This is a genomic window from Gleimia sp. 6138-11-ORH1 (assembly GCF_024814355.1).
In the GTDB taxonomy this organism is placed as follows: domain Bacteria; phylum Actinomycetota; class Actinomycetes; order Actinomycetales; family Actinomycetaceae; genus Gleimia.
In genome coordinates, this window is record NZ_JANUXV010000003.1 from 87254 (window position 1) to 107064 (window position 19811).

The 19811-nt window shown below is 49.5% G+C and carries 13 protein-coding genes; 7 read left to right on the top strand and 6 right to left on the bottom strand.

Going from position 1 to position 19811, the window contains the following annotated elements; all coding sequences use genetic code 11:
- Window positions 1–11: 11 nt before the first annotated feature.
- On the bottom strand, window positions 12–1265 hold the full coding sequence (ilvA, locus tag NXS08_RS05445; RefSeq protein ID WP_259138215.1) for a threonine ammonia-lyase IlvA: 1254 nt from the start codon (window positions 1263–1265) through the stop codon (window positions 12–14).
- Between the two features lie 139 nt (window positions 1266–1404).
- On the opposite strand from ilvA, the gene orn reads away from it, so the two are divergent.
- From orn to ettA, 4 genes are all read left to right on the top strand, one after another.
- The gene (orn, locus tag NXS08_RS05450; protein WP_259138218.1) at window positions 1405–2031 is read left to right on the top strand and encodes an oligoribonuclease; all 627 of its coding nucleotides are present in this window, start codon (window positions 1405–1407) and stop codon (window positions 2029–2031) included.
- A 135-nt stretch (window positions 2032–2166) separates the two neighbouring features.
- Window positions 2167–3717 (top strand): LPXTG cell wall anchor domain-containing protein, encoded by a 1551-nt coding sequence (locus NXS08_RS05455; protein WP_259138220.1) that lies wholly within the window; start codon window positions 2167–2169, stop codon window positions 3715–3717.
- Between the two features lie 30 nt (window positions 3718–3747).
- Window positions 3748–4422, top strand: coding sequence for a single-stranded DNA-binding protein (locus NXS08_RS05460; protein ID WP_259138222.1), 675 nt, complete (start codon window positions 3748–3750; stop codon window positions 4420–4422).
- A gap of 180 nt (window positions 4423–4602) precedes the next feature.
- On the top strand, window positions 4603–6285 hold the full coding sequence (gene ettA / locus NXS08_RS05465) for an energy-dependent translational throttle protein EttA (RefSeq protein WP_259138224.1): 1683 nt from the start codon (window positions 4603–4605) through the stop codon (window positions 6283–6285).
- Between the two features lie 84 nt (window positions 6286–6369).
- Here ettA and NXS08_RS05470 read toward each other — a convergent pair whose 3' ends face one another.
- A complete protein-coding gene (locus tag NXS08_RS05470; protein ID WP_259138226.1) occupies window positions 6370–7296 on the bottom strand; it encodes an acyl-CoA thioesterase II in 927 nt (308 codons plus the stop codon).
- A 211-nt stretch (window positions 7297–7507) separates the two neighbouring features.
- On the opposite strand from NXS08_RS05470, the gene NXS08_RS05475 reads away from it, so the two are divergent.
- Window positions 7508–7744 (top strand): PTS transporter subunit EIIB, encoded by a 237-nt coding sequence (locus tag NXS08_RS05475; protein ID WP_259138229.1) that lies wholly within the window; start codon window positions 7508–7510, stop codon window positions 7742–7744.
- Window positions 7745–7830: 86 nt separating this feature from the next.
- The gene (malQ, locus tag NXS08_RS05480) at window positions 7831–9981 is read left to right on the top strand and encodes a 4-alpha-glucanotransferase (RefSeq protein ID WP_259138232.1); all 2151 of its coding nucleotides are present in this window, start codon (window positions 7831–7833) and stop codon (window positions 9979–9981) included.
- Window positions 9982–10001: 20 nt separating this feature from the next.
- On the opposite strand, the gene NXS08_RS05485 is transcribed toward malQ, so the two are convergent.
- Together NXS08_RS05485 and pepN are read right to left on the bottom strand one after the other, a co-directional pair.
- Window positions 10002–10463: a PTS glucose transporter subunit IIA gene (locus NXS08_RS05485; protein WP_259138235.1), complete on the bottom strand. Its 462-nt coding sequence runs from the start codon at window positions 10461–10463 to the stop codon at window positions 10002–10004.
- Window positions 10464–10558: 95 nt separating this feature from the next.
- Complete coding sequence (gene pepN / locus NXS08_RS05490; protein WP_259138237.1) at window positions 10559–13108, bottom strand: aminopeptidase N; 2550 nt, start codon at window positions 13106–13108, stop codon at window positions 10559–10561.
- A 386-nt stretch (window positions 13109–13494) separates the two neighbouring features.
- On the opposite strand from pepN, the gene NXS08_RS05495 reads away from it, so the two are divergent.
- Window positions 13495–13815, top strand: coding sequence for a hypothetical protein (locus NXS08_RS05495; RefSeq protein WP_259138240.1), 321 nt, complete (start codon window positions 13495–13497; stop codon window positions 13813–13815).
- A 1-nt stretch (window position 13816) separates the two neighbouring features.
- On the opposite strand, the gene NXS08_RS05500 is transcribed toward NXS08_RS05495, so the two are convergent.
- Together NXS08_RS05500 and NXS08_RS05505 are read right to left on the bottom strand one after the other, a co-directional pair.
- A complete protein-coding gene (locus NXS08_RS05500) occupies window positions 13817–15823 on the bottom strand; it encodes a M13 family metallopeptidase (protein WP_259138242.1) in 2007 nt (668 codons plus the stop codon).
- Between the two features lie 129 nt (window positions 15824–15952).
- On the bottom strand, window positions 15953–19639 hold the full coding sequence (locus NXS08_RS05505; RefSeq protein ID WP_259138244.1) for a family 20 glycosylhydrolase: 3687 nt from the start codon (window positions 19637–19639) through the stop codon (window positions 15953–15955).
- Window positions 19640–19811 lie beyond the last annotated feature (172 nt).

The window sequence follows — 19811 nt, forward strand, 5'->3', positions numbered from 1 at the left end:
ACAACCTAAATTTACACTAAAAGTCTGAAAATCTCAGAATCGGGAGAAATATGCTCCACATGAAGTGGAGAATCGTCGATCCTTTTCAACAAATCAGCTAAATCTTGAGGGGAAACAATATCAATCCCCACTAAAGCCGGGCCAGTATCACGGTTGTTCTTCTTAGTGTACTCAAAATGAACAATGTCCTGATCATGTCCTAAAACGTCTTCTAAGAAACGACGTAAAGCTCCCGGTTCTTGACTGAAAGTTACCAGGAAGTAATGGCGCAAGCCTTCATGGAGTAAAGAACGTTCCTGTACTTCCGCGTAGCGAGAAAGGTCATTATTGCCGCCCGAAACGATTCCGATTACCGGCCCTTGCGGTTGGTGAGGAAGATAACCGTGGATTGCGGCAGCAGCTAACGCACCAGCAGGTTCAGCGATGATTCCCTCCGCATTGTAAAGTGCGAGCATCTGCGAACAGACAGCGCCCTCGGGAACAATCACCACATCATCTAAAAGAGAATTTAAGAACTCAAATGGAGTATCGCCCACTCTCCCCACGGCAGTGCCATCAACAAAGTTATCAGAAACCTTAATCGTAACTGGTTTCCCCGCGCGCCTCGCTGCTGCAGCTGAAGCCGCTCCCGCCGGTTCCACGCCAACCACGCGTATTTTTGGGTGGTGGGTTTTCAACCACAGGGCAATCCCCGCAGCCAATCCGCCCCCACCAATTGGGACAACTACCGTGTCAGTATTTGCGGGCATCTGCGCGGATAACTCCACGCCAATCGTACCTTGCCCGGCAATAGTAAGCGGATCATCATAGGGAGGTACAAAAACCAGGTTCTCGGTTTCCGCATAGGTGCGGGCCAGCTCATTAGCCTGATCAAAACCACCATTGACAATGACTCTTTCAATCCACTTCCCGCCAATAGTCTTAATGCGGTCGCGTTTTTGTCGAGGAGTGTTAGACGGGAGGAAAATCTTCCCGTGAATCTGCAACGCTGCACAAGCATAGGCAACGCCCTGCGCGTGGTTTCCTGCAGAAGCGCAGACTACGCCGCGTTTTTGCTGTTCGGGGGTGAGGGAAGCGATTTTATTGTATGCTCCGCGAACCTTGAAAGAACGGCAAAGCTGTAGGTCTTCACGTTTTAGATAAACATCTACTCCAACCTCTTTTGAGAGGCGCTCAGAATGTTCTAATACAGTTTCTTTGGCGACGCCTTGTAAACGTTTAGCGGCGTCAGCCACTTCAACTGCGGAAAGTGGATAGTCAGTCATATCCCATATTCTAACCGGTAAAAAGCAGACTCGGGTAGTAGCGTAAAAGTATAGAAGAAAGCGAAGCTAATGAGCTGATTATATTCATGCTACGCGGGTAAAGTTCGCATCTAATAGAAAAAAACGTACAGTGGTAGCTATGAGTAATAAAATTCCAGCCCGCCCTTTGGTGTGGATTGACTGTGAGATGACCGGATTAGACGTTGATAATGATGAGCTGGTTGAAGTAGCCGTTGTAATTACCGATGAGGATTTGAACATTATCGACCCGGGGATCGATTTACTGATTAAACCCTCCGCACAGTCTTTAGAAAATATGAGTGATTTTGTGCGGGATATGCATACTACTTCCGGACTGCTAGCTGAGTTAGAACAGGGAATGAGTGTAAAAGAAGCTGAACGGCAAATCCTAGCTTATGTGAAGCGGTTTGTTCCTCAGCCGAAGCGTGGCTTGATGGCGGGGAACTCAATTGGGACTGACAAAATGTTCTTAGAACGCTATATGCCTTCTGTTATGAATCATTTGCACTATCGGGTAGTTGATGTTTCTTCAGTAAAAGAGTTAGCAAAACGCTGGTATCACCGAGCATTTGAGGAAGCTCCCGTTAAAAACGGGGGACACCGTGCGTTAGCCGATATTCTTGAGTCTATTCAAGAACTGGTTTACTACCGTAAAGTACTTTTCCCATTAGATGAGGGGCCATCACGCGAAGAATGTCGCCAGATTGCTACTGATGTAGTTGCTTTAGGGATCGCTAAGAAATAAAAATCTGTACCCAGGCGAAAAAGTCTAAGACTTATCCACAGGAAAATCCTGTGGGGGAGGCGCACAGAAAAATACTTCATAAAAATAACGTTTAAGCGGAACTAATCATCCGATAAACAGCTTTATGAGGTAAAAATGTCTAAACCACAGCGACCCCTTTTTCGGCGGAAACTAATCGCCGCCAGCATCGCTTTTACTATTGCCGGGCTAACCCCCTTCATATCCTGGGCTGACCCCTACACCTACGAAACCTATAATCCCACTTACTTAGCAGTCGCCACCGCGGGGGACATGGTAGGAGTCTGTAACGGAGATCGTCAGGGCCTGGCCACCGCAGAGTCCGGCGAAGTAGAAACTAATATCGTTACCCACTCAGTCGGTACGGATATTCCCCGTAATAGAGAAACTATGACGGGATTTGATGACCTGCATCTGGTGATTAGCGCAGAAAACTCATACCGCTTAGCCAGCCTCTATCACTTTTATGTGGACGAAGCCCTCCAGGACGAACTGCACACTGAATCATTTTCTTGGGCGGTACAGCACTATCTGGAAGTCTTTGGCAGGATGCACTCACTGATCCCCACAGATGGGGGAACTTTGAGTGAAGAAATGCTCGCTAAAGCCAATACTTACGCCGGGCCCTATTACCTACCCGCGATTTGGGAGGGAAAAAGCACTCCCGCAGAACCCTACTTGAAAATTGCAAACCTGGGAGTTCAGGCTCAAAGTGGCGCCTGGTTTCCCGGTGCGAAACTCACTTTAGAACTAAACGGGCCAGCCTCTTTTGTTGCGCTTCCCGAAGAATCCGGTGAACTTACGGAAACTTCTTTACAAAAACTTGAGTTAGAAACTACTGAAACCGCGCAGACAGTACCCGTTCAAGTAACTGGCAGCGGAGAAATTGAAGTTACCATTCACGTCAGTGGATTGCCCTCACCAGTAATCCAAATCCTTGAAATGGAACATTATCAAGACCTAATCACTGTGCCAGCAAAGAAAAGTGAGATCAGTAAAACTATCCAAACAACTGCCGGTAAACAGCCGGTTTCCTTAGAAATAAAAACTGCAGTAACTCAAGCAGTGCTGCGCCCCGATGATCCTGTCATCGACCAGATTTGGATAAACGCCACCCAATGGCCCCGCGATTATGCGGGAAACCCATTGGAAGTAAACATCCGAGCCACTCTTTATGGGCCGTTTACAACCGCGCCCACCCCAACTGAAACCCTATTTGAAGCAAATGAAGAAACAGCAAATACAAAAGACGCAAGACCCAAACAAAACGGGGCAGTACCCCCAGGAATAACCCCCGTAAGTTCGCAGCTACTCACTGTAAAAGCTGCCGGGCAGTATCAGAGCGACCCCACTCAAGTGCCCACTTTGGAGCCTGGCTTTTACACCTGGGTAGTGGAAGCAAAATACGCTGACCAAAGTGACCCTACCGTTTTAGAAACAGAAACTGGGCACGGCTTTGGAGTTGCTGAAGAAACCTTCCAAGTAATTACCGCAAATCAGCCTCCACCAGAGGAAACCTCCACAGGTTCTCTTCCGCCGCCAAAATACACTAAGCCACGCCTGCCAGAAACGGGTCCCGCCACACTAATATCCCTCACCATCTCTACCGCCAGTTTTGGAAGCGGACTGCTGATTCTTCGCCCTCGGAAAAAAGAAACCCAGCTGTAAGCAACCAACGCACAACGAAAGGAAATAAAAATGGAAAACGAAATTTGGAACCAAACTGAAAAACCCGCCAGTCAAACAGCTAACCTCACGGTGCAACCGATTGGGAAAATCCGCCCCACCAACACTGATGCGGTAAATGTGACCTTAAGAGGTAGGGTTGGCACTGCGGTGGAATACTCCAGCTACCCCTCTGGCGCTTCTTTGGCCAGATTCCGCCTGGCTGTAGCTCGCAAAGGCAGAGACGAGGCCGGTCAATGGCACGAACTGGGAGTCACCTGGTACACCGTCAGAATGTGGGGAAAACTTGCTGAAAACGCCTCACATTCACTGCGTAAAGGAGAACCCGTATTAGTCAGCGGCAAACTTGAAGTAAATGAATGGGCCAGTGAAGCAAACGGAACTAAAGGAATGGAACTGGTAATTGTTGCAAACGCGGTGGGACATGACCTCAATTTTGGTCTATCGCTCTTCAATAAAATCAGTCAGCCAGAACCCTCTCGGCCTCACCAGATGGGAAACCGTGAGCGTGAAAAACCAGCTGAAACTGTCCCGCCACATTCTTTAGAAGCGGCTCTTTCAACAGTAGGAACCCTGAAAGTAACCGATTCCCAGACAGTTGCGGATGCCCTGGCAACGGAAGAACCCCAGGCAGTTACAGGTGCCCGGGTTGAAGAAGAAACTAACGCCTTGGCGACTTTAGGGTAGGAAAGTCATGGGGTGAGGAAGATATCTAGATAATCTCCTCACCCCAAAGTGGCTTACATCTAGTTTTCTAATCCATAGTCGCTAACTTTCCTAAAGCTAACTAGAATAGAAGAGACTATGGTTTTTAATGGAAAAAGTTAAAAACCAGTAAACAAGCCTATTTTAGAGTTGAAGGTAGAAGTGGCTGAATACATTTACTCGATGGTCCGTGCGCGCAAAGCACACGGTGACAAAGTAATCCTAGATGACGTAACTATGGCGTTCTTACCCGGCGCAAAAATTGGTATGGTTGGCCCTAACGGGGCAGGTAAATCCTCCATCCTAAAAATTATGGCTGGATTAGACGAACCTTCCAATGGGGAAGCTCGCCTTACCCCTGGCTACACGGTAGGGATCCTGCTACAGGAACCACCTTTAGATGAAGACAAAACCGTTTTAGAAAACGTCCAGATGGGACGCGCCGAACTGGTGGCAAAACTTAAGCGTTATAACGAAATCTCTGAAGAAATGTGCAACCCCGATGCTGATTTCGACGCGCTCATGGAAGAAATGGGTAAACTCCAAGACGAAATTGAAGCTGAAAACGGTTGGGACTTAGACTCCCAACTGGAACAAGCCATGGACGCACTTCGCTGCCCACCACCAGACGCAGACGTGAAAGTTCTCTCAGGTGGGGAACGCCGCCGCGTAGCCCTTTGCAAACTGCTGCTGGAAGCCCCAGACCTGCTGCTCCTGGACGAACCAACTAACCACTTGGACGCAGAATCAGTCCTGTGGTTAGAACAGCACCTGGCATCCTACCCGGGCGCAGTTATCGCCGTAACCCACGACCGCTACTTCCTCGATCACGTAGCTAACTGGATTGCTGAAGTAGACCGCGGACGCCTCTACCCATATGAAGGCAACTACACCACTTACCTGGAAACTAAGGAAGCTCGTCTGGAAGTTCAAGGTAAGAAGGACGCTAAGCTGGCAAAGCGTCTGAAGGACGAACTTGATTGGGTACGTACCAACGCTAAGGGACGTCAAGCAAAATCTAAGGCTCGTCTGGCTCGCTACGAAGAAATGGCAGCGGAAGCAGAACGCACTCGGAAGCTCGATTTTGAAGAAATCCAGATTCCACCAGGCCCACGTTTGGGTAACGTCGTTATCGAAGCAAAGAATTTGAAGAAAGGCTTTGGCGATCGCGTACTGATTGACGGTCTGTCTTTCTCTCTGCCACGTAACGGTATCGTTGGGGTAATTGGTCCAAACGGCGTTGGTAAGACCACTTTGTTTAAGACCATCGTTGGTTTGGAACCACTTGATGGTGGCGAACTGCGCATCGGGGAAACTGTGAAGATTTCCTACGTTGATCAAACTCGCGCGGGGATCGACCCAGATAAGACCCTCTGGGAAGTAGTTTCAGACGGTTTAGACTTCATTGAAGTTGGCAACGTGGAAATGCCTTCACGAGCCTACGTTTCAGCTTTTGGTTTCAAAGGCCCAGACCAGCAGAAACCAGCCGGAGTACTTTCCGGTGGGGAACGCAACCGCCTGAACTTGGCCCTTACTCTCAAACAGGGTGGGAACTTGCTGCTGCTGGACGAACCTACTAACGACCTAGACGTAGAAACCCTCTCCTCTTTGGAAAACGCGTTAGAAAACTTCCCTGGCTGTGCAGTGGTAGTTACCCACGACCGCTGGTTCTTGGACCGTGTAGCCACCCACATTTTGGCTTGGGAAGGCGATGAAGAAAACCCCGCTAAGTGGTTCTGGTTTGAAGGTAACTTTGAAGCCTACGAAAAGAATAAGATTGAACGCCTGGGGGTTGAAGCAGCTCGTCCTCACCGCGTCACTCATCGTCGTTTAACCCGCGACTAACCTTCTAAAATCCTGCTGTAGTTTTGCCCCGTTTCAATCGAAACGGGGCAAAACTATAGTGAAGACGATGCTTTAACTACGTACTTATAAATCAAAAGTCCACTTAGATTTAATGTATTCTCCTTCAGGGGGAAGCCGGAGCATCGCTTCTTGCGTAGCTTCAGCAACCAGCACCCCGTCCTCGGAAAAGACTCGGGCTTGACCCACCGCACGCGCCCCCTGCGCAGAACTGGAGGATAAATCGTAAAGCAACCACTGATTAATATCGAAATCACGGTAAAAATGCATGGAGTGATCGATACTTGCCAGCGCCATGCCGGGAGTCAGCCAAGTCAAGCCGTGGGCACGCAAAGCTGGTTCCATCATCACCTGATCAATCACATATGCCAAAAGCACCCGGGAAACCAAAGCAGAAGGAGCCGGCACTTCAGAACGAGGGCGCATCCACACCTGCTGACTATTCCCAGGCTTTGCACTTACCGTAGTGTAAAGATGATCCTGCACATGGCGAACATCAAAAGCAACAGTTTTACCGAGGAATTTCCCCACCGGATGAGACATAGTTCTAAATATTTCAAAAGCCGACTGTAGTTCACCGGGAGCTGGCACTTTAGGTGCTTTTACAAAATGATCCACCCCGGACTGCTGTTTTTGGAAAGAAGACACCATTGTTAATAGTTCAACGCCTGATTGGTAGGCGCTAACTTGTCGAGAAGCAAATGAACGCCCATCATGTAAACGGCGTACTCGCAGATCAAGGGTGTCAGACGGGGAGCCGCCTTGTAAAAAATAGGCGTGGAAAGAATGCGGAACTTGGGTAAGTCCGTTTTCTAAAGTATTACAAGCTGCTAGAAGAGATTGCGCCAAAACTTGCCCTCCGTAAATGCGTTTCATCTGGGGCAGGTTGTTAGCTTGGAAAGAATCAGAACTAGTTTGCTTCAACTGGAGGCAACGGAGTACGGAAGCTAATGGTTCTGTATCAATCTGGGGAATCTCAATTAGGTTAGGCATAGTTATATTTTGACCTATGGAGGGGAAAACTGACCAGGGGAACCCTGGTGAAAAGTTGTATTCTGTCCCCCAAAGTACTATTATGTGAGTTGGATTACACGCATGGTGGTGTGTGTTTAACAATCAGCCAACAGAACTAGAACCCAGATGTCTGAAACGGACTAAAACCAGATGTCTGAAACAGACTAAAAGCAGATAGAGAGGAAATACTGTGACCCGAAAAGCGTTGCAGCTAATCGCAGGATTAGGGGGCACCGGAAACCTGGTGGAACTTGAACCCTGCATGATGCGGATTCGCGCTCGGGTTAAAGACCCTCAACTGGTGAACGAAGCCCTGATTAGAGAAACCAATCCGCTGGCAGTTGTCTGCTCTGGTAACTACGTGCAGATCGTCACCGGCCCTGACGCTGATGGCGTAGTTGCCCAAATGAAAAGAGAACTTGCCTAAAACTCTAATAAAACTAGGGAAACTTGCTGGGTTCATGTAATAATAGTTGTCTCTAAACTACCGAGGTTTACCACGCAGGAGTGCAAATGTCTCAGCCCATTGTTTCCCCCGAAACTGTTAATCGTATTCAGGAATTAGCCCAAAAGAATGGCATTTCCACCACTTACTGGGATTGGCATGGAAACCGTTGTGAAGTTTCTGCTGAAACACTTATCTTAGCGTTACGGGCTTTAGGGAACTCCATTTCACTATCTCCAGATGCAGCCCAAATGGATACTTTACTGCGAGCTGCAGATGATGAAACCTGGCTCACCACCCTCCCAGCGTGCACTATTAAACGCGAGGGTAACTGGCAAGAACTCCACGTTCACGTTCCGGCTGGACAATCCGTGTGGGTGAAAATTCTTCTCGAGGACGGGGCAGAAGCCTACCTGAATCAAATCGACAACTGGGATGCTGACCGTGAAGTAGCCGGACAGTGGCGCGGTAGAGCCAGCTTCGCTTTAGAACAGTGGATTCCCACGGGCTATCACAAAGTAGTTGCCCACGTAGGTGACGGGGAAGTAACTGAAGCGCATCTAATCGTTGTCCCCAATCGGATTGAACCGCCTGCCCTGCAAAAGCGCGCCCAGCAGTGGGGCGTTTCATCACAGCTTTACTCTGTCCGCTCAGCAAGCTCCTGGGGGATGGGGGATACGCAGGTATTAGCGGAACTGAACCGTAAATTTGGCGCCCTCGGAGCAGATTTTCACCTGGTGAACCCTATGCACGCGGCTTCTCCAGCCACCCCCATCGAGCCATCTCCTTACTTGCCGGTAACCCGCCAGTTCTTAAATCCTCTGTATATTCACCCGCAGGATATTGCTGAATACCAGCTGGTATCTCCCGCAGGTAAACTGCGGATTGAGAATCTATTGGAAGCATCCCGCACTGAAAAAGCTGGTTTGCCGGGGTTGATTAGTCGCGATAACTCGTGGACTGCGAAAGTTACTGCTTTACGTGAAATTTTCTCACTGGGATTATCTGCGCAAAGAGAATCCCAGTTTAAACAGTATGTGCAGCGGGAAGCAGAAGGCTTAGAACGTTTCGCCACTTGGTGTGCGCTTGTAGAAGTCTACGGCGAAGAATTGCCAGCCGAACTGGACTCTGTAAATGCTCCGGGAGTCGCTACTTTCGCGCAGGCGCACGCCGAAGAAATCCGTTTCCACCAGTGGTGTCAGTGGATTATCGCACAGCAGTTGGAAACTGCCCAACAGGCAGCGTTACAAGCAGGGATGAGCATCGGAATCATGTCTGACTTAGCGGTGGGTGTTCACCCAGATGGGTCTGAAGTTTGGTCAAACCCAGACCTATTTGCCACGGGGATGGAAGTGGGGGCGCCACCAGACATGTACTCACAGCTTGGTCAGAACTGGTCTCAGCCACCGTGGAATCCCCGCGCCTTAGCAAAAGTTGGTTACGCGCCGCTGCGGAGAATGATTCAAGCTGCTGTAGCCCACGCCGGTGCAGTGCGGATCGACCATATTCTGGGGTTATTCCGCCTTTGGTGGATCCCCTCTGGGCAAACCGCTAACTATGGTTGCTACGTTTACTACGATCATGAAGCAATGGTGGGTGTACTGGCTTTAGAAGCACAGCGTGCCGGAACCGTTGTAATCGGGGAAGACTTGGGAACTGTGGAGCCTTGGGTGCGCGGATACTTAAGTGACCGGGGAATTTTAGGTACTTCAATTCTTTGGTTTGAAAAAGAAGATGACGGTTCACCTATGCACGCTGACCACTACCGAGTAAATTGTATGTCTGCGGTTAATACGCATGATCTGCCTCCTACAGTTGGTTACTTGCGGGGGGTACAGACAACGTTGCGTGAGCAGTTGGGCTTATTAGTAGAACCGATTGAGCAGGTACGTGCGGCTGATAAGGCTGAACTAGATGCAATGTTGGATCGTTTACATGAATACGGAATGATGCCGGTAGATAAGCGTGATGACGAGCAGACTGTGGTTGAGGGACTCTACCGTTATATTGCGCGCACTGATTCTAAACTGCTGGCAGTTTCTTTGGTGGATATGGTGGGGGATGCGCGTCCGCAGAATCTGCCGGGCACTGACCGGGAGTACCCGAACTGGGATGTGCCGCTAACTGACTCCACTGGGGAAGAAGTGTTGGTAGAAGATTTGGCAAGTCACGATCTGCAGCGTTTTGCGCAGATTATGAACGAGGGCGTTGGGAAGTAGTAACTTAAGGTTAAAGCGTATTAGGCGGAGACAACGTGGAAGAATTCTTCGCCCTGCGCTACTTCCATATGTCCGTGTAGGTCTGAGAAAATCTGCTGCCGTTTTACGTTACACGCCACTACGGAAATAGTGGTGTCTAATCCGGCGTCTATAGCAACTTGTGGATCCCAACGCACAATCGGCGTACCCAGTTCAACGGTGTCTCCCTCGGCGCATAAGACAGTAAAGCCTTTACCTTTAAGAGTTACAGTTTCTACGCCCAGGTGGACCAGGATGCCTATCCCAATTGGGGTGAAGATTAAGAAAGCGTGCGGGTGTACTTTCAAAAGCCGTCCTGAAACCGGGGCGCACACCTCATGTATGCGAGTTTCATTAGCATAAACTGCCAGGCCGGCACCAATAATTTCTTCTGCTAAAACCGGGTCTTTAACGTCTGATAGGGGTTTAACTACGCCAGTTAAGGGTGAGAATACTTGCAGCATGATCTTAATCTGTCTCTTAGAGGTTAGAGCATTGGTGGGGTGAACCTGGGGTGGTTCACCCCACCAAAAGGGCATTTAAGCCGTAAAGAAGTGTCTCACAGTTGCTGAGCTACTTCGGCGCGTTGGGCTTCGGCTACCTGTTCGCTAACTAGACGCACCAGACCAGCTGGAGCATCCTGATGAGCTGAGAGCCAAGCTTTACCTAAGCCCACTACATCAACTCCAGCTATTCGCCCTACAACTGGCCCGGGGAAACCAAGGGCGACAATCGACTGCGCGGTATGAGAAGTGTTATCTGCCCAAATCTGTTCTAAAGACGCATAGAATTTTTCTACACCGGCGGCGAATAGTTCAGGGTGTGAAGCAGAGTTAGCCCAGTAGCCTAAGCCGGTTGCGATCCGCATATCGTTAGAAAGCTCTGCGTCGAACATAACTGCATCTAACGCAGCTACTTTATTTTCAGCTGAGGCGATTGCAGCCCGAGCTTGAGCAGCTTTTTGCTGACCAGTCATAGTGGTATCTTCAGCAAGCAAAGCTTCGATTTCAGATTCAGAAGCAACATCATTAGCAATACAAGAGATCAGCAGTTCCCACTTCATGTCTACATCTAAAGATAGTCCCAGCAAACCGTCCTCGCCGGTGCGAATCCGATTAACTGCTTGGCGATCTTCAACAGACCAGGCGCGGCGCGCAGCAGCTTGTACCAGCAGACGCTGCTGATCAGATTCAGCGGCAGCTGCGCGAGCTAGCCACAGCAGCCGAGAACCCACGTATTCCAAAACTTCTTCGCGCTGCGCGGCCGGTAGGTAACGCACGGCTGCCAGGTCGATGTGCCGCAGGTGTAAACCGAACATCGTAATATCGGTTTCGGTAGGAAGCGCCGATAAAGTCAGTTCAAGGAAGTCACGGGCCTGCATCTGGCCGTCACGCAGCATATCCCAAGCTGCAGCTAAGATGAGGGAGCGGGTGAGTGAATCGCTGAAGCCACCGATATTTGCCTTGGCAAATGCCAAGGATTGGTCATCTAGGCGAATCTTTGCGTAACCCAAATCTCCGTCGTTGATGAGGATAAAGTCAGGGCGGGCAATTCCAGCGGCAGCTGCAACTACGGTGCGAGCCCCTTCAATATCCAACTCGTTGTGGAAGACGCGTTCAATCCCGTTTTCAGTCTTGGAATAGCCGGCAACTGCTAAGCGGTGTGGACGCAGGGAAGAGCCCGGGGTGAAGGATTCTTGCAAAACTGCCAGTTCAGCTAACGTACCGTCAGCGTTTTCGTGGATTTCTGGGCGCAGTAAGGTGACGCCAGCTTCTTCCAACCAGACCTTTGACCAGGCCTTCAGATCGCGGCCGGAAGCGGCTTCCAGCTCATTCATTAGGTCAGGCAAGGTGGTGTTTGCCCAGGAATGCTTGTTGAAGTATTCGTTCAGTGCCTTGAAGAAGTTTTCGCGGCCCACGTAGGAAACCAGCTGGCGCAGCACGGCGGCGCCCTTTGCGTAGGTGATGCCGTCGAAGTTCACTTCTACGTCTTCTAAGTCGCGGATTTCTGCGACGATGGGGTGGGTGGATGGCATCTGGTCTTGGGTCATGCCCCAGTCTTTACGAGCCATGAAGCCGGTCCAAGCGTCCTTCCACTGGGTGCCTTCTGCCAGTGCCAGGTGGGACATGAATTCTGCGAAGGATTCGTTGAGCCACAGGTCGTTCCACCACTTCATGGTGACCAGGTCTCCGAACCACATGTGTGCCAGTTCGTGCAAGACGGTGTTAGCCAAACCTTCCAGCTGCGCGACGGTGGGCTTAGAGCGGAAAATGTATTGGTCGCGGAAAGTTACGCAACCGGCGTTTTCCATGGCGCCTGCGTTGTATTCGGGGACGAAAATTTGGTCGTACTTGCGGAATGGGTAGACGTGGCCGTATTCCTTTTCGAAGAACTTGAAGCCGGCTTTAGTGACATCAAACATCCACTGGGCATCCAGGTGTTCTAACAGGGACTGGCGGCAGTACACGCCCAGTGGGATTTCGCGGCCGTCTGCGCTGGTTAGAGAATCGGTGACACCTACGTAAGGGCCGGCAATAATGGCGGTGATGTAGGAAGACATGAGTTCGGTTTCGGAAAAGTCCCAGCGCTTCTTTTCATTTTCGAGGGCGGTGGGCTCTGGCGTGGGGGAGTTTGAGAAAACTACCCAGTTTTCAGGCGTAGTTACGTGGAAGGTGAAACGAGCCTTCATGTCGGGCTGTTCGAATACTGCGAATACGCGGCGGGCATCAGGTACTTCGAACTGGGAGTAGCAGTAGTCCAAGCCGTCGGCTGGGTCGGTGAAACGGTGCAGACCTTCACCGGTGTGCATGTAACGGCAGATGGCTTCAACGCTAACTACGTTGTTTTCAGCCAGGTTATCCAGTTGGATACGGAAATCCTGGTAGGCATCAACTGGGCGTGCTTCACCGTTAACTACAAGGGATAGAACTTCGTCGGCGACCAAGTCTAAGAAGGTGCTGGCACCTGCCTGGGCATCGAAAGTGATAGTGGACTTGGAGAGGAAGGTTTCGCTTCCGGTGGTCAAGTCCAGATCCACGTCGTAAGTGTAGACTTTTGCAACGGCTGCGCGAGCTTCAGCTTCCGCGCGGGTCAGGTTCATTCCTGGCATGTATGCTCCCTAATATTTCTGTTCCTACTTATATGTAGCTTGCTAGCTTCTATTTTACGTTAGATTACAACTGTAAAGCTTGACCAAATTTCATTTAAGAAAATCTCTTACATGTTTGCACATTAGTTATTGTGGTTAAGGATGAGGAAAAGTTCTTTATTTTTTAGCTTTGCTTATTTTCGGGATCACTGCTTGTGGCCAGGAAATAATGTAGAACCGTCCGGGAACGTGGAAATACTTTGGGTGATCTCAAAGGGGCCGACGTACTTTTATTCTTCTGCAGAAATGGGAAAATCAGTTGCGCCAGATCTTAATAGAGGAAACCAAATCAAATTTTTACATTTAAGGTAACCGGTAGTGATAACTTTGCTCCGCTACTATTTCTAATGGAAATGCTGATTTTGGAAAAGTGGCTTAGTAGAGGATTATTGACCGTCTTGGTAGTCACTGCAACAGCGGCTACTACCGTACTTACTTTCGGTGAATACATTGTATTCGACCTGTTAAAGGTAGATACCGTTAAATATGCAGCAGATCCAGGGGAAATGATCCATACTGTCTTGGCGTTACTCGCTGCTATTGGCGTGATCTTTAGTTACCTGGTACTTCAGTTCAGAAAAAACCAAACGAATAACTTTAACCATCATGCTTTTTTGGGGGGATGCTTAGAAGCATCCCCCCAAAAATACTGTTTAAACAGGAATTAAACTACCAAATTCGCACGCGGTCGGCTGGATCCAACCACATGGCATCGCCCGGCTGAGTCCCAAAAGTCTCGTGGAACAGGTCAAAGTTACGCAAAATCCCGTTGCAACGGAACTCAGCAGGAGAGTGCGGATCAATAGTCAGCAGCTGCTTCAAGTATTCGTCACGAGCCTTACCACGCCAGATGCGTGCCCAAGAATACAAGAACTGCTCAGCCCCGTTAAGAGCATCAGACACATCGCCCTCGTGAGAATCCAACCCACGCTCTGCCAATGCCAACTGGTATGCCTTCCACGCGATGGTGATGCCACCCAAGTCGCCAATGTTTTCGCCAATCGTCAGCTCACCGTTCACCTTGAACTCATCGTCCAACTGGGCTGGGGAGAACTGCGCATACTGGTCAATCAACGCCTTAGTGCGGTTCTTGAACTCAGTCTCATCAGCTTCCTCCCACCAATTCTTCAACTGGCCGGTGCCATCATACTGCGCGCCCTGATCGTCAAAACCGTGACCGATTTCGTGGCCGATAACCGCCCCAATCGCCCCGTAGTTAACCGCATCAGACTGCTCAGGGTGGAAGAAAGGAGGCTGCAAAATAGCCGCTGGGAAAACAATCTCATTTGCTGGAGGCATGTAGTAAGCATTTACCGTTTGCGGGGTCATTAGCCACTCAGTACGATCAACTGGCTGATCGTAACGCTCGAAGTGACGCAAGGAAGCGAACGCAGCCACATTGCGAACTGACTGTAGCAGGTTCTCACCCACAGTTAAACGAGTGTAGTCTTCCCACTTATCAGGGAAACCAATTTTCGCAACAAACTTAGAAAGTTTATCAAGGGCGCGCTCGCGGGTAGTTTCCCCCATCCAATCCAGTGTAGAAATAGACTGGCGGTAGGCTTCTAACAGATTATTAACCAGCTTCAGCATTTTATCCTTATGTGCTGGAGGGAAGTGCTGGGCCACATAGATTTCGCCAATTGCTTCTCCCATGGCATCTTCTACAAAAGCAATTCCTCGCTTCCAACGAGGGCGTTGTTCAGTGGCGCCAGTAAGAATACGGCTGAACTCGAAGTTGTTATCGACCAATTCCTGGTGTAGGTAGGGGGAGCGGGCGGCAATCACATGGGCAGTGAGCCACAGTTTAAGAGTTGCTAAATCAGTGTTTTCCCACAGGTTTACGAAGCCCTCCCAGAAAGAAGGTTGTTCAACATTTGCTACGGAATCTTCGGTAACTTCTAAACCGACTCCCTGTAGGAAAGACTGCCAAGGAAAATTAGGAATCTTTTGAGCCAGTTCTTTTAGAGAACTAGGGTTATTAGTTTTAATCGCGTCACGGCAAGCTACCCGATCCCAGTGGGATTTAGCCAATTCGGTTTCAAAAGCTAAAACGGATTCGCCGAAGTTTTCCGGCAGGTCATCGACCAGCTGAGAAGAAAGAGTTTCATCAGCTTTTAATAGGGAAGCCGCCGTATTTAGGTAACGAACTAAAGCCTCACGGATGGGTGCGGAAGATTCCTCCCGGTAGAAAGCCTCATCTGGAAGAGAAAGTCCTCCTTGGTAGAGGTAGAGGCCGTATTGAGCTGGGTTGTTCACATCTGGGTAAACAGCTACCCCGGCAAAACCAGCTACCCCAACTTTAGCTAAATCCGCAATAGCTTCAAGCATTTCAGCATGGTTAGAAGCCTTTTCAATAAGTTCTAAATCAGCTGCTAAAGGAGCAGCTTTTAGCGCATTGACGGTTTCTTCATCCATGAACTGAGCGAAAAGTTTTGCCAGTTTCGCTTCATTAGGGTTATCGCTATCGGCCTTTAAGTTTTCAACGATTTCTTTAACTGCCAGTTCAGAAGCGTCCCGCAGGGTGTAGAAAGCGCCATCACTAGGGCGGTCAGCGGGAATCTCATGTTCTTTCAGCCAAGTGCCGTTAGCGTAGCGGAAAAAATCTTCGGTGGGTTTAACAGAAACATCTGCAATAGCCTGGTCAAATACAGGGGTAATCTCAATTTTAGTCATAGGAATAATCATAGCGGATATACAAGTAGCGGGGCAGTCGAGTTTATTTAACCGACCACCCCGCCACTGTGAGGGCGGAAGTAAAACCTCCTAGAAAAGGCTGTTGCTTTTAGCAGCTAAACAATGAACCTAGGGTTTACGTAGGCTAAGCAGTAAAGCCGCACCAGCCCCTATTAGAGCTAGTCCTCCGACTCCTAAAAGTCCTAAGCCCAGCCACGACCAAGAGGCATCTTCAGCTGGAACAGTTATCTTAGAAGACTTAGCTGAAGAAGTGTTTTTGGTAGTAGATTTGGTCTCTTTAGAGGTAATACTTGACTTCTCAGTAGACTTTTTAGACTCGGTAGGCTTTGCTTGCGCCTTTTCCTTTTCCTTAGCGGATTCTTTAGCCTTTGCAGACTTAGTAGTGTCCGCCTTAAGCGTTGGGGCAGGAGCCTGTGAAGTTACCGGTGCTTGGCGCACTGGTGGAAGCGGAGGCGTTACCAGCGGAGGTGAACCTGCTCCCGGAACTGGATCTAAACTTGGTATGGGAGCCGGTTTAGGTACTGGTTTTGGAACCGGTTTCGGTTGCGGATCCGGTTTCGGTTTTGGAACCGGTTTCGGTTGCGGATCCGGTTTCGGTTTTGGAACCGGTTTCGGTTGCGGATCCGGTTTCGGTTTTGGATCTGGCTTTGGTTGCGGATCCGGTTTCGGCTGTGGATCTGGCTTTGGCTGCGGATCCGGTTTCGGTTGTGGATCTGGCTTTGGTTGCGGATCTGGAACCGTGATAGTCACCAATTTAACCGGCGACTGACCAGAAACTTCCAGTCCATTTATAAAGATTGAAAGAGCGCCCTCGGAAACGCCCTCGGGAACCTCACCAACCAAACGCAACTGGAAAATACCATTTTGCTGACGGTTCTCATGATTAGCAGGAGAACCCGCCAAGTAAGGGCGCGCCTGCGAAACCGACACCGCAGAAGTCTTCCCATTATCCCAAGTAACTTTCCCACCAGTAACCGCGAAAGTAGCAGTCGCCGGAGAGAACAAGTAACCTACTGTAGCATCGGCAGACACCGGTTTTGGCAGAATAGCACCAACTAAACTAACAGCTGGATTCAGACCATCCCCGTGATAGAAATCCACGCCCTGAGCAGACAAACCATTAACCAAAGCACCGGCGCGGCGCTTAAAATCAACTAACTTGCCAACACGTTTCGCCTGCGGAGTCCAACCCACTTCAGCGGCAGCTAAAGCTCGGGGGAACTGCATGAAGAAACCGTCTTGCATAGAACGCACATGCTCATTCCACTGTGCACTCTCAATCCCCAACACGTCACTATCAGGTAAGTTCAAAGCCTGAGCAGGATCATAGTTGTACCAGTTCGCTAAACGACAAGAACCCCTGCAAGCCCAAGTTGCGCCAGCTACCCCAGTAGCAGGACTCTGCGGGTAATAGAGATTACCAGCATTAGAATAAATCGCCTTAGCACCTTCAACTCGCACCGAATGATTAACCGCGGCATGGCCGCCGTTCCACAGTTGGAGCACGTCACCTGGCTGCTGTTTAGCAGCCGCAGCTTCATTCCAAGTAATCGGCGTAAGCCCCTTAGAACGAACGATTTGCGCTATCTTCTCAACATAACGACGATAAGTTGCGCCCCTATCTTTATTCGTAAGCGCATGCGCTTCATCACCACCAAAGTGGAAGTACTTAGAACCAGTCAGGTCATTAATCTGGGTAATCACATGATCAATGAAACGCAAAGTCGCCGGATCATCAATATCCAAATAGGTACCACCCACATCTCCAGTATCCTGAACTGGAGCCGTCAAATAACTACTTGGATCAGTAATCAACTGGTTATTGGCTGTGCGAGTACCATCATGTGAAGAACCGGGAGTATTCAACTGAGGAATTGCGTGCAAAGCAGCATTAGTGTGACCGGGCAAGTCGATTTCTGGAATAACTTCCATGTGGCGTGCCCGCGCATACGCTACGATTTCCTTCCACTCAGCTTGCGTGTAGAAACCAGTCTTACCAGCTGGACTATTGAACCGAGACTTACCTTCCCCCATAGCTGTCTTGCCAGAAACGGAAGTCAGCAAAGAGTAATCAATCTTATCTTCAGGGTGTTTTCCTTCATTCGTAATTTCAATCCGCCACCCCTGATCATCAGCCAAGTGAACGTGTAACACGTTGAACTTGAAACTACTATAGACGTCAATTGCCTGCTTCATCTCAGCAACTGTGTGGAAACTCCGCGAAGGGTCAAACATATTACCCCGGTGAGCAAAGCGAGGCTGGTCGTCAATTTGCAATGCCGGAATCTTCCAAAGGCCAGTAGTCGGTTGCGTAAACTGTGACCAGCCGCCGAACAGTTGCATCAAAGTCTGCGTCCCGTTGAATAAGCCGTGAGCGGTATCACCGGTGACAGTTACGCCAGCTTCCGTCACAGTAAGCGTGTAACGCTCAGCTGCAATACCAGAAACGCCAGGTAAATCCCGGTTAATTAACACCAAATCCGGGATTTCATCAGCAGATGCAGTTACCACCGGGAGTGCAAAACCAGTGGACTTCCGAAGTTTATCGGCCAACAGATTAGCTTCAACCTGCGCATTCGGAGCAGCCACAATCTGGGATTGTGCTGAAAGTGTAAAGAAAGAATCAGCGTCAGTCAGAGAATACTCTTTCGGCAGGGGAACTAAAGGAGGTAGAACAGGTTTTGGAACCGGCTTTTCTAACGCCACGCCAAAAACGCCAATTTCCCAAACGCTAGTGGCATATTTCCCAGAACGCTTATGCGAAACTAAACGCACGTGGCGGGCAGCAACAGGCTTTTCAGCCACACGAACATCAATCGTTTGCTTAGCAGAGCGTTCGCCCACTAAACCAGTCTTTACCTTATTCCAATCATTCCCATCTAGGGATAGCCAAATGTCATAGTCGGTAGACCACTGCTTACCCCAGGTGATTTCCACGTTACTTAGTTCAGCCCGGAATCCCAGGTCAATATTCAACCAAACCTCATCTTGATTTGGAGCAGACCAGCGGGAAGCATCATTTGCTAAATGGACACTTGCTTGGTCTCTTTGTGGGCCGCCGTCTTTGCCATCAACGATCAACTCAGGCCCCCACTTGTCACTAACTTCTTGACCAATCGCAGTGACTACAACGCTTTCTTCACGCGCAAGGTTATTTAACTCAGGCGTTTGTGGGGTAGTAGAGGCACCCGGAGCTTCGGGAATGCTAGGGGGGCTCGTCCCGGGATCTGCTGGCTCAGTGGCAGGTAGAAACTCTCCAAAGACTTCAAACTCCCAAACACTAATCGCATAGGTCGCCGAACGCTGGTGAGAAGACAAACGAATATAACGGGATTCAACACCCTTTCCGTCAGTAGTTAAATCAACTGTCTGCTCATTTGAAGCAGACCCACTTAATCCTGATTTGAGTTTCGTCCAAACTACGTCATCTTTTGAGACTTCAATATCGAAGTTTTTTGAGTATTGCTTCCCCCAAGTGATCTTCACTTGAGTGACTTTCGCAGACTTGCCCAAATCTAGCTTTAACCAAGTCTCATCGTCATTGTTAGCAGACCAACGGGAAGCATCTGGAGACCGAAAGTTAGCGCGGTTATCGCGGAAAGCGAAATCTCCACCCTTATCGTTATCAATAGCCAGTTCAGGGCCCCAACGATCTGGGACTTCTTGTCCGGCGGCAGTAGCTTTTACCGCGGGGTCTACAGCAAGGTTTGTCTCCGTAGCATGAGCAACCGTTGGCAAGAATGTCAGCGAGCTTGCTATCAATGCACCGGCAGCTAAGACGCTAAAACGCCTCATGCGTACTCCTCTCAACATTGAGATTTATGGGATTCTTAGTGCCTTCACTACGTCGTTGCTAGTGAAGACAGACATGTGCGGGATATCAAGAAAATTCTAGCGAGTTTCTGCTTCAAACAATTGCGTTTGAAGCAAAACTTTGCAAAATGCCAAACTGCTATGAATCGTCGAA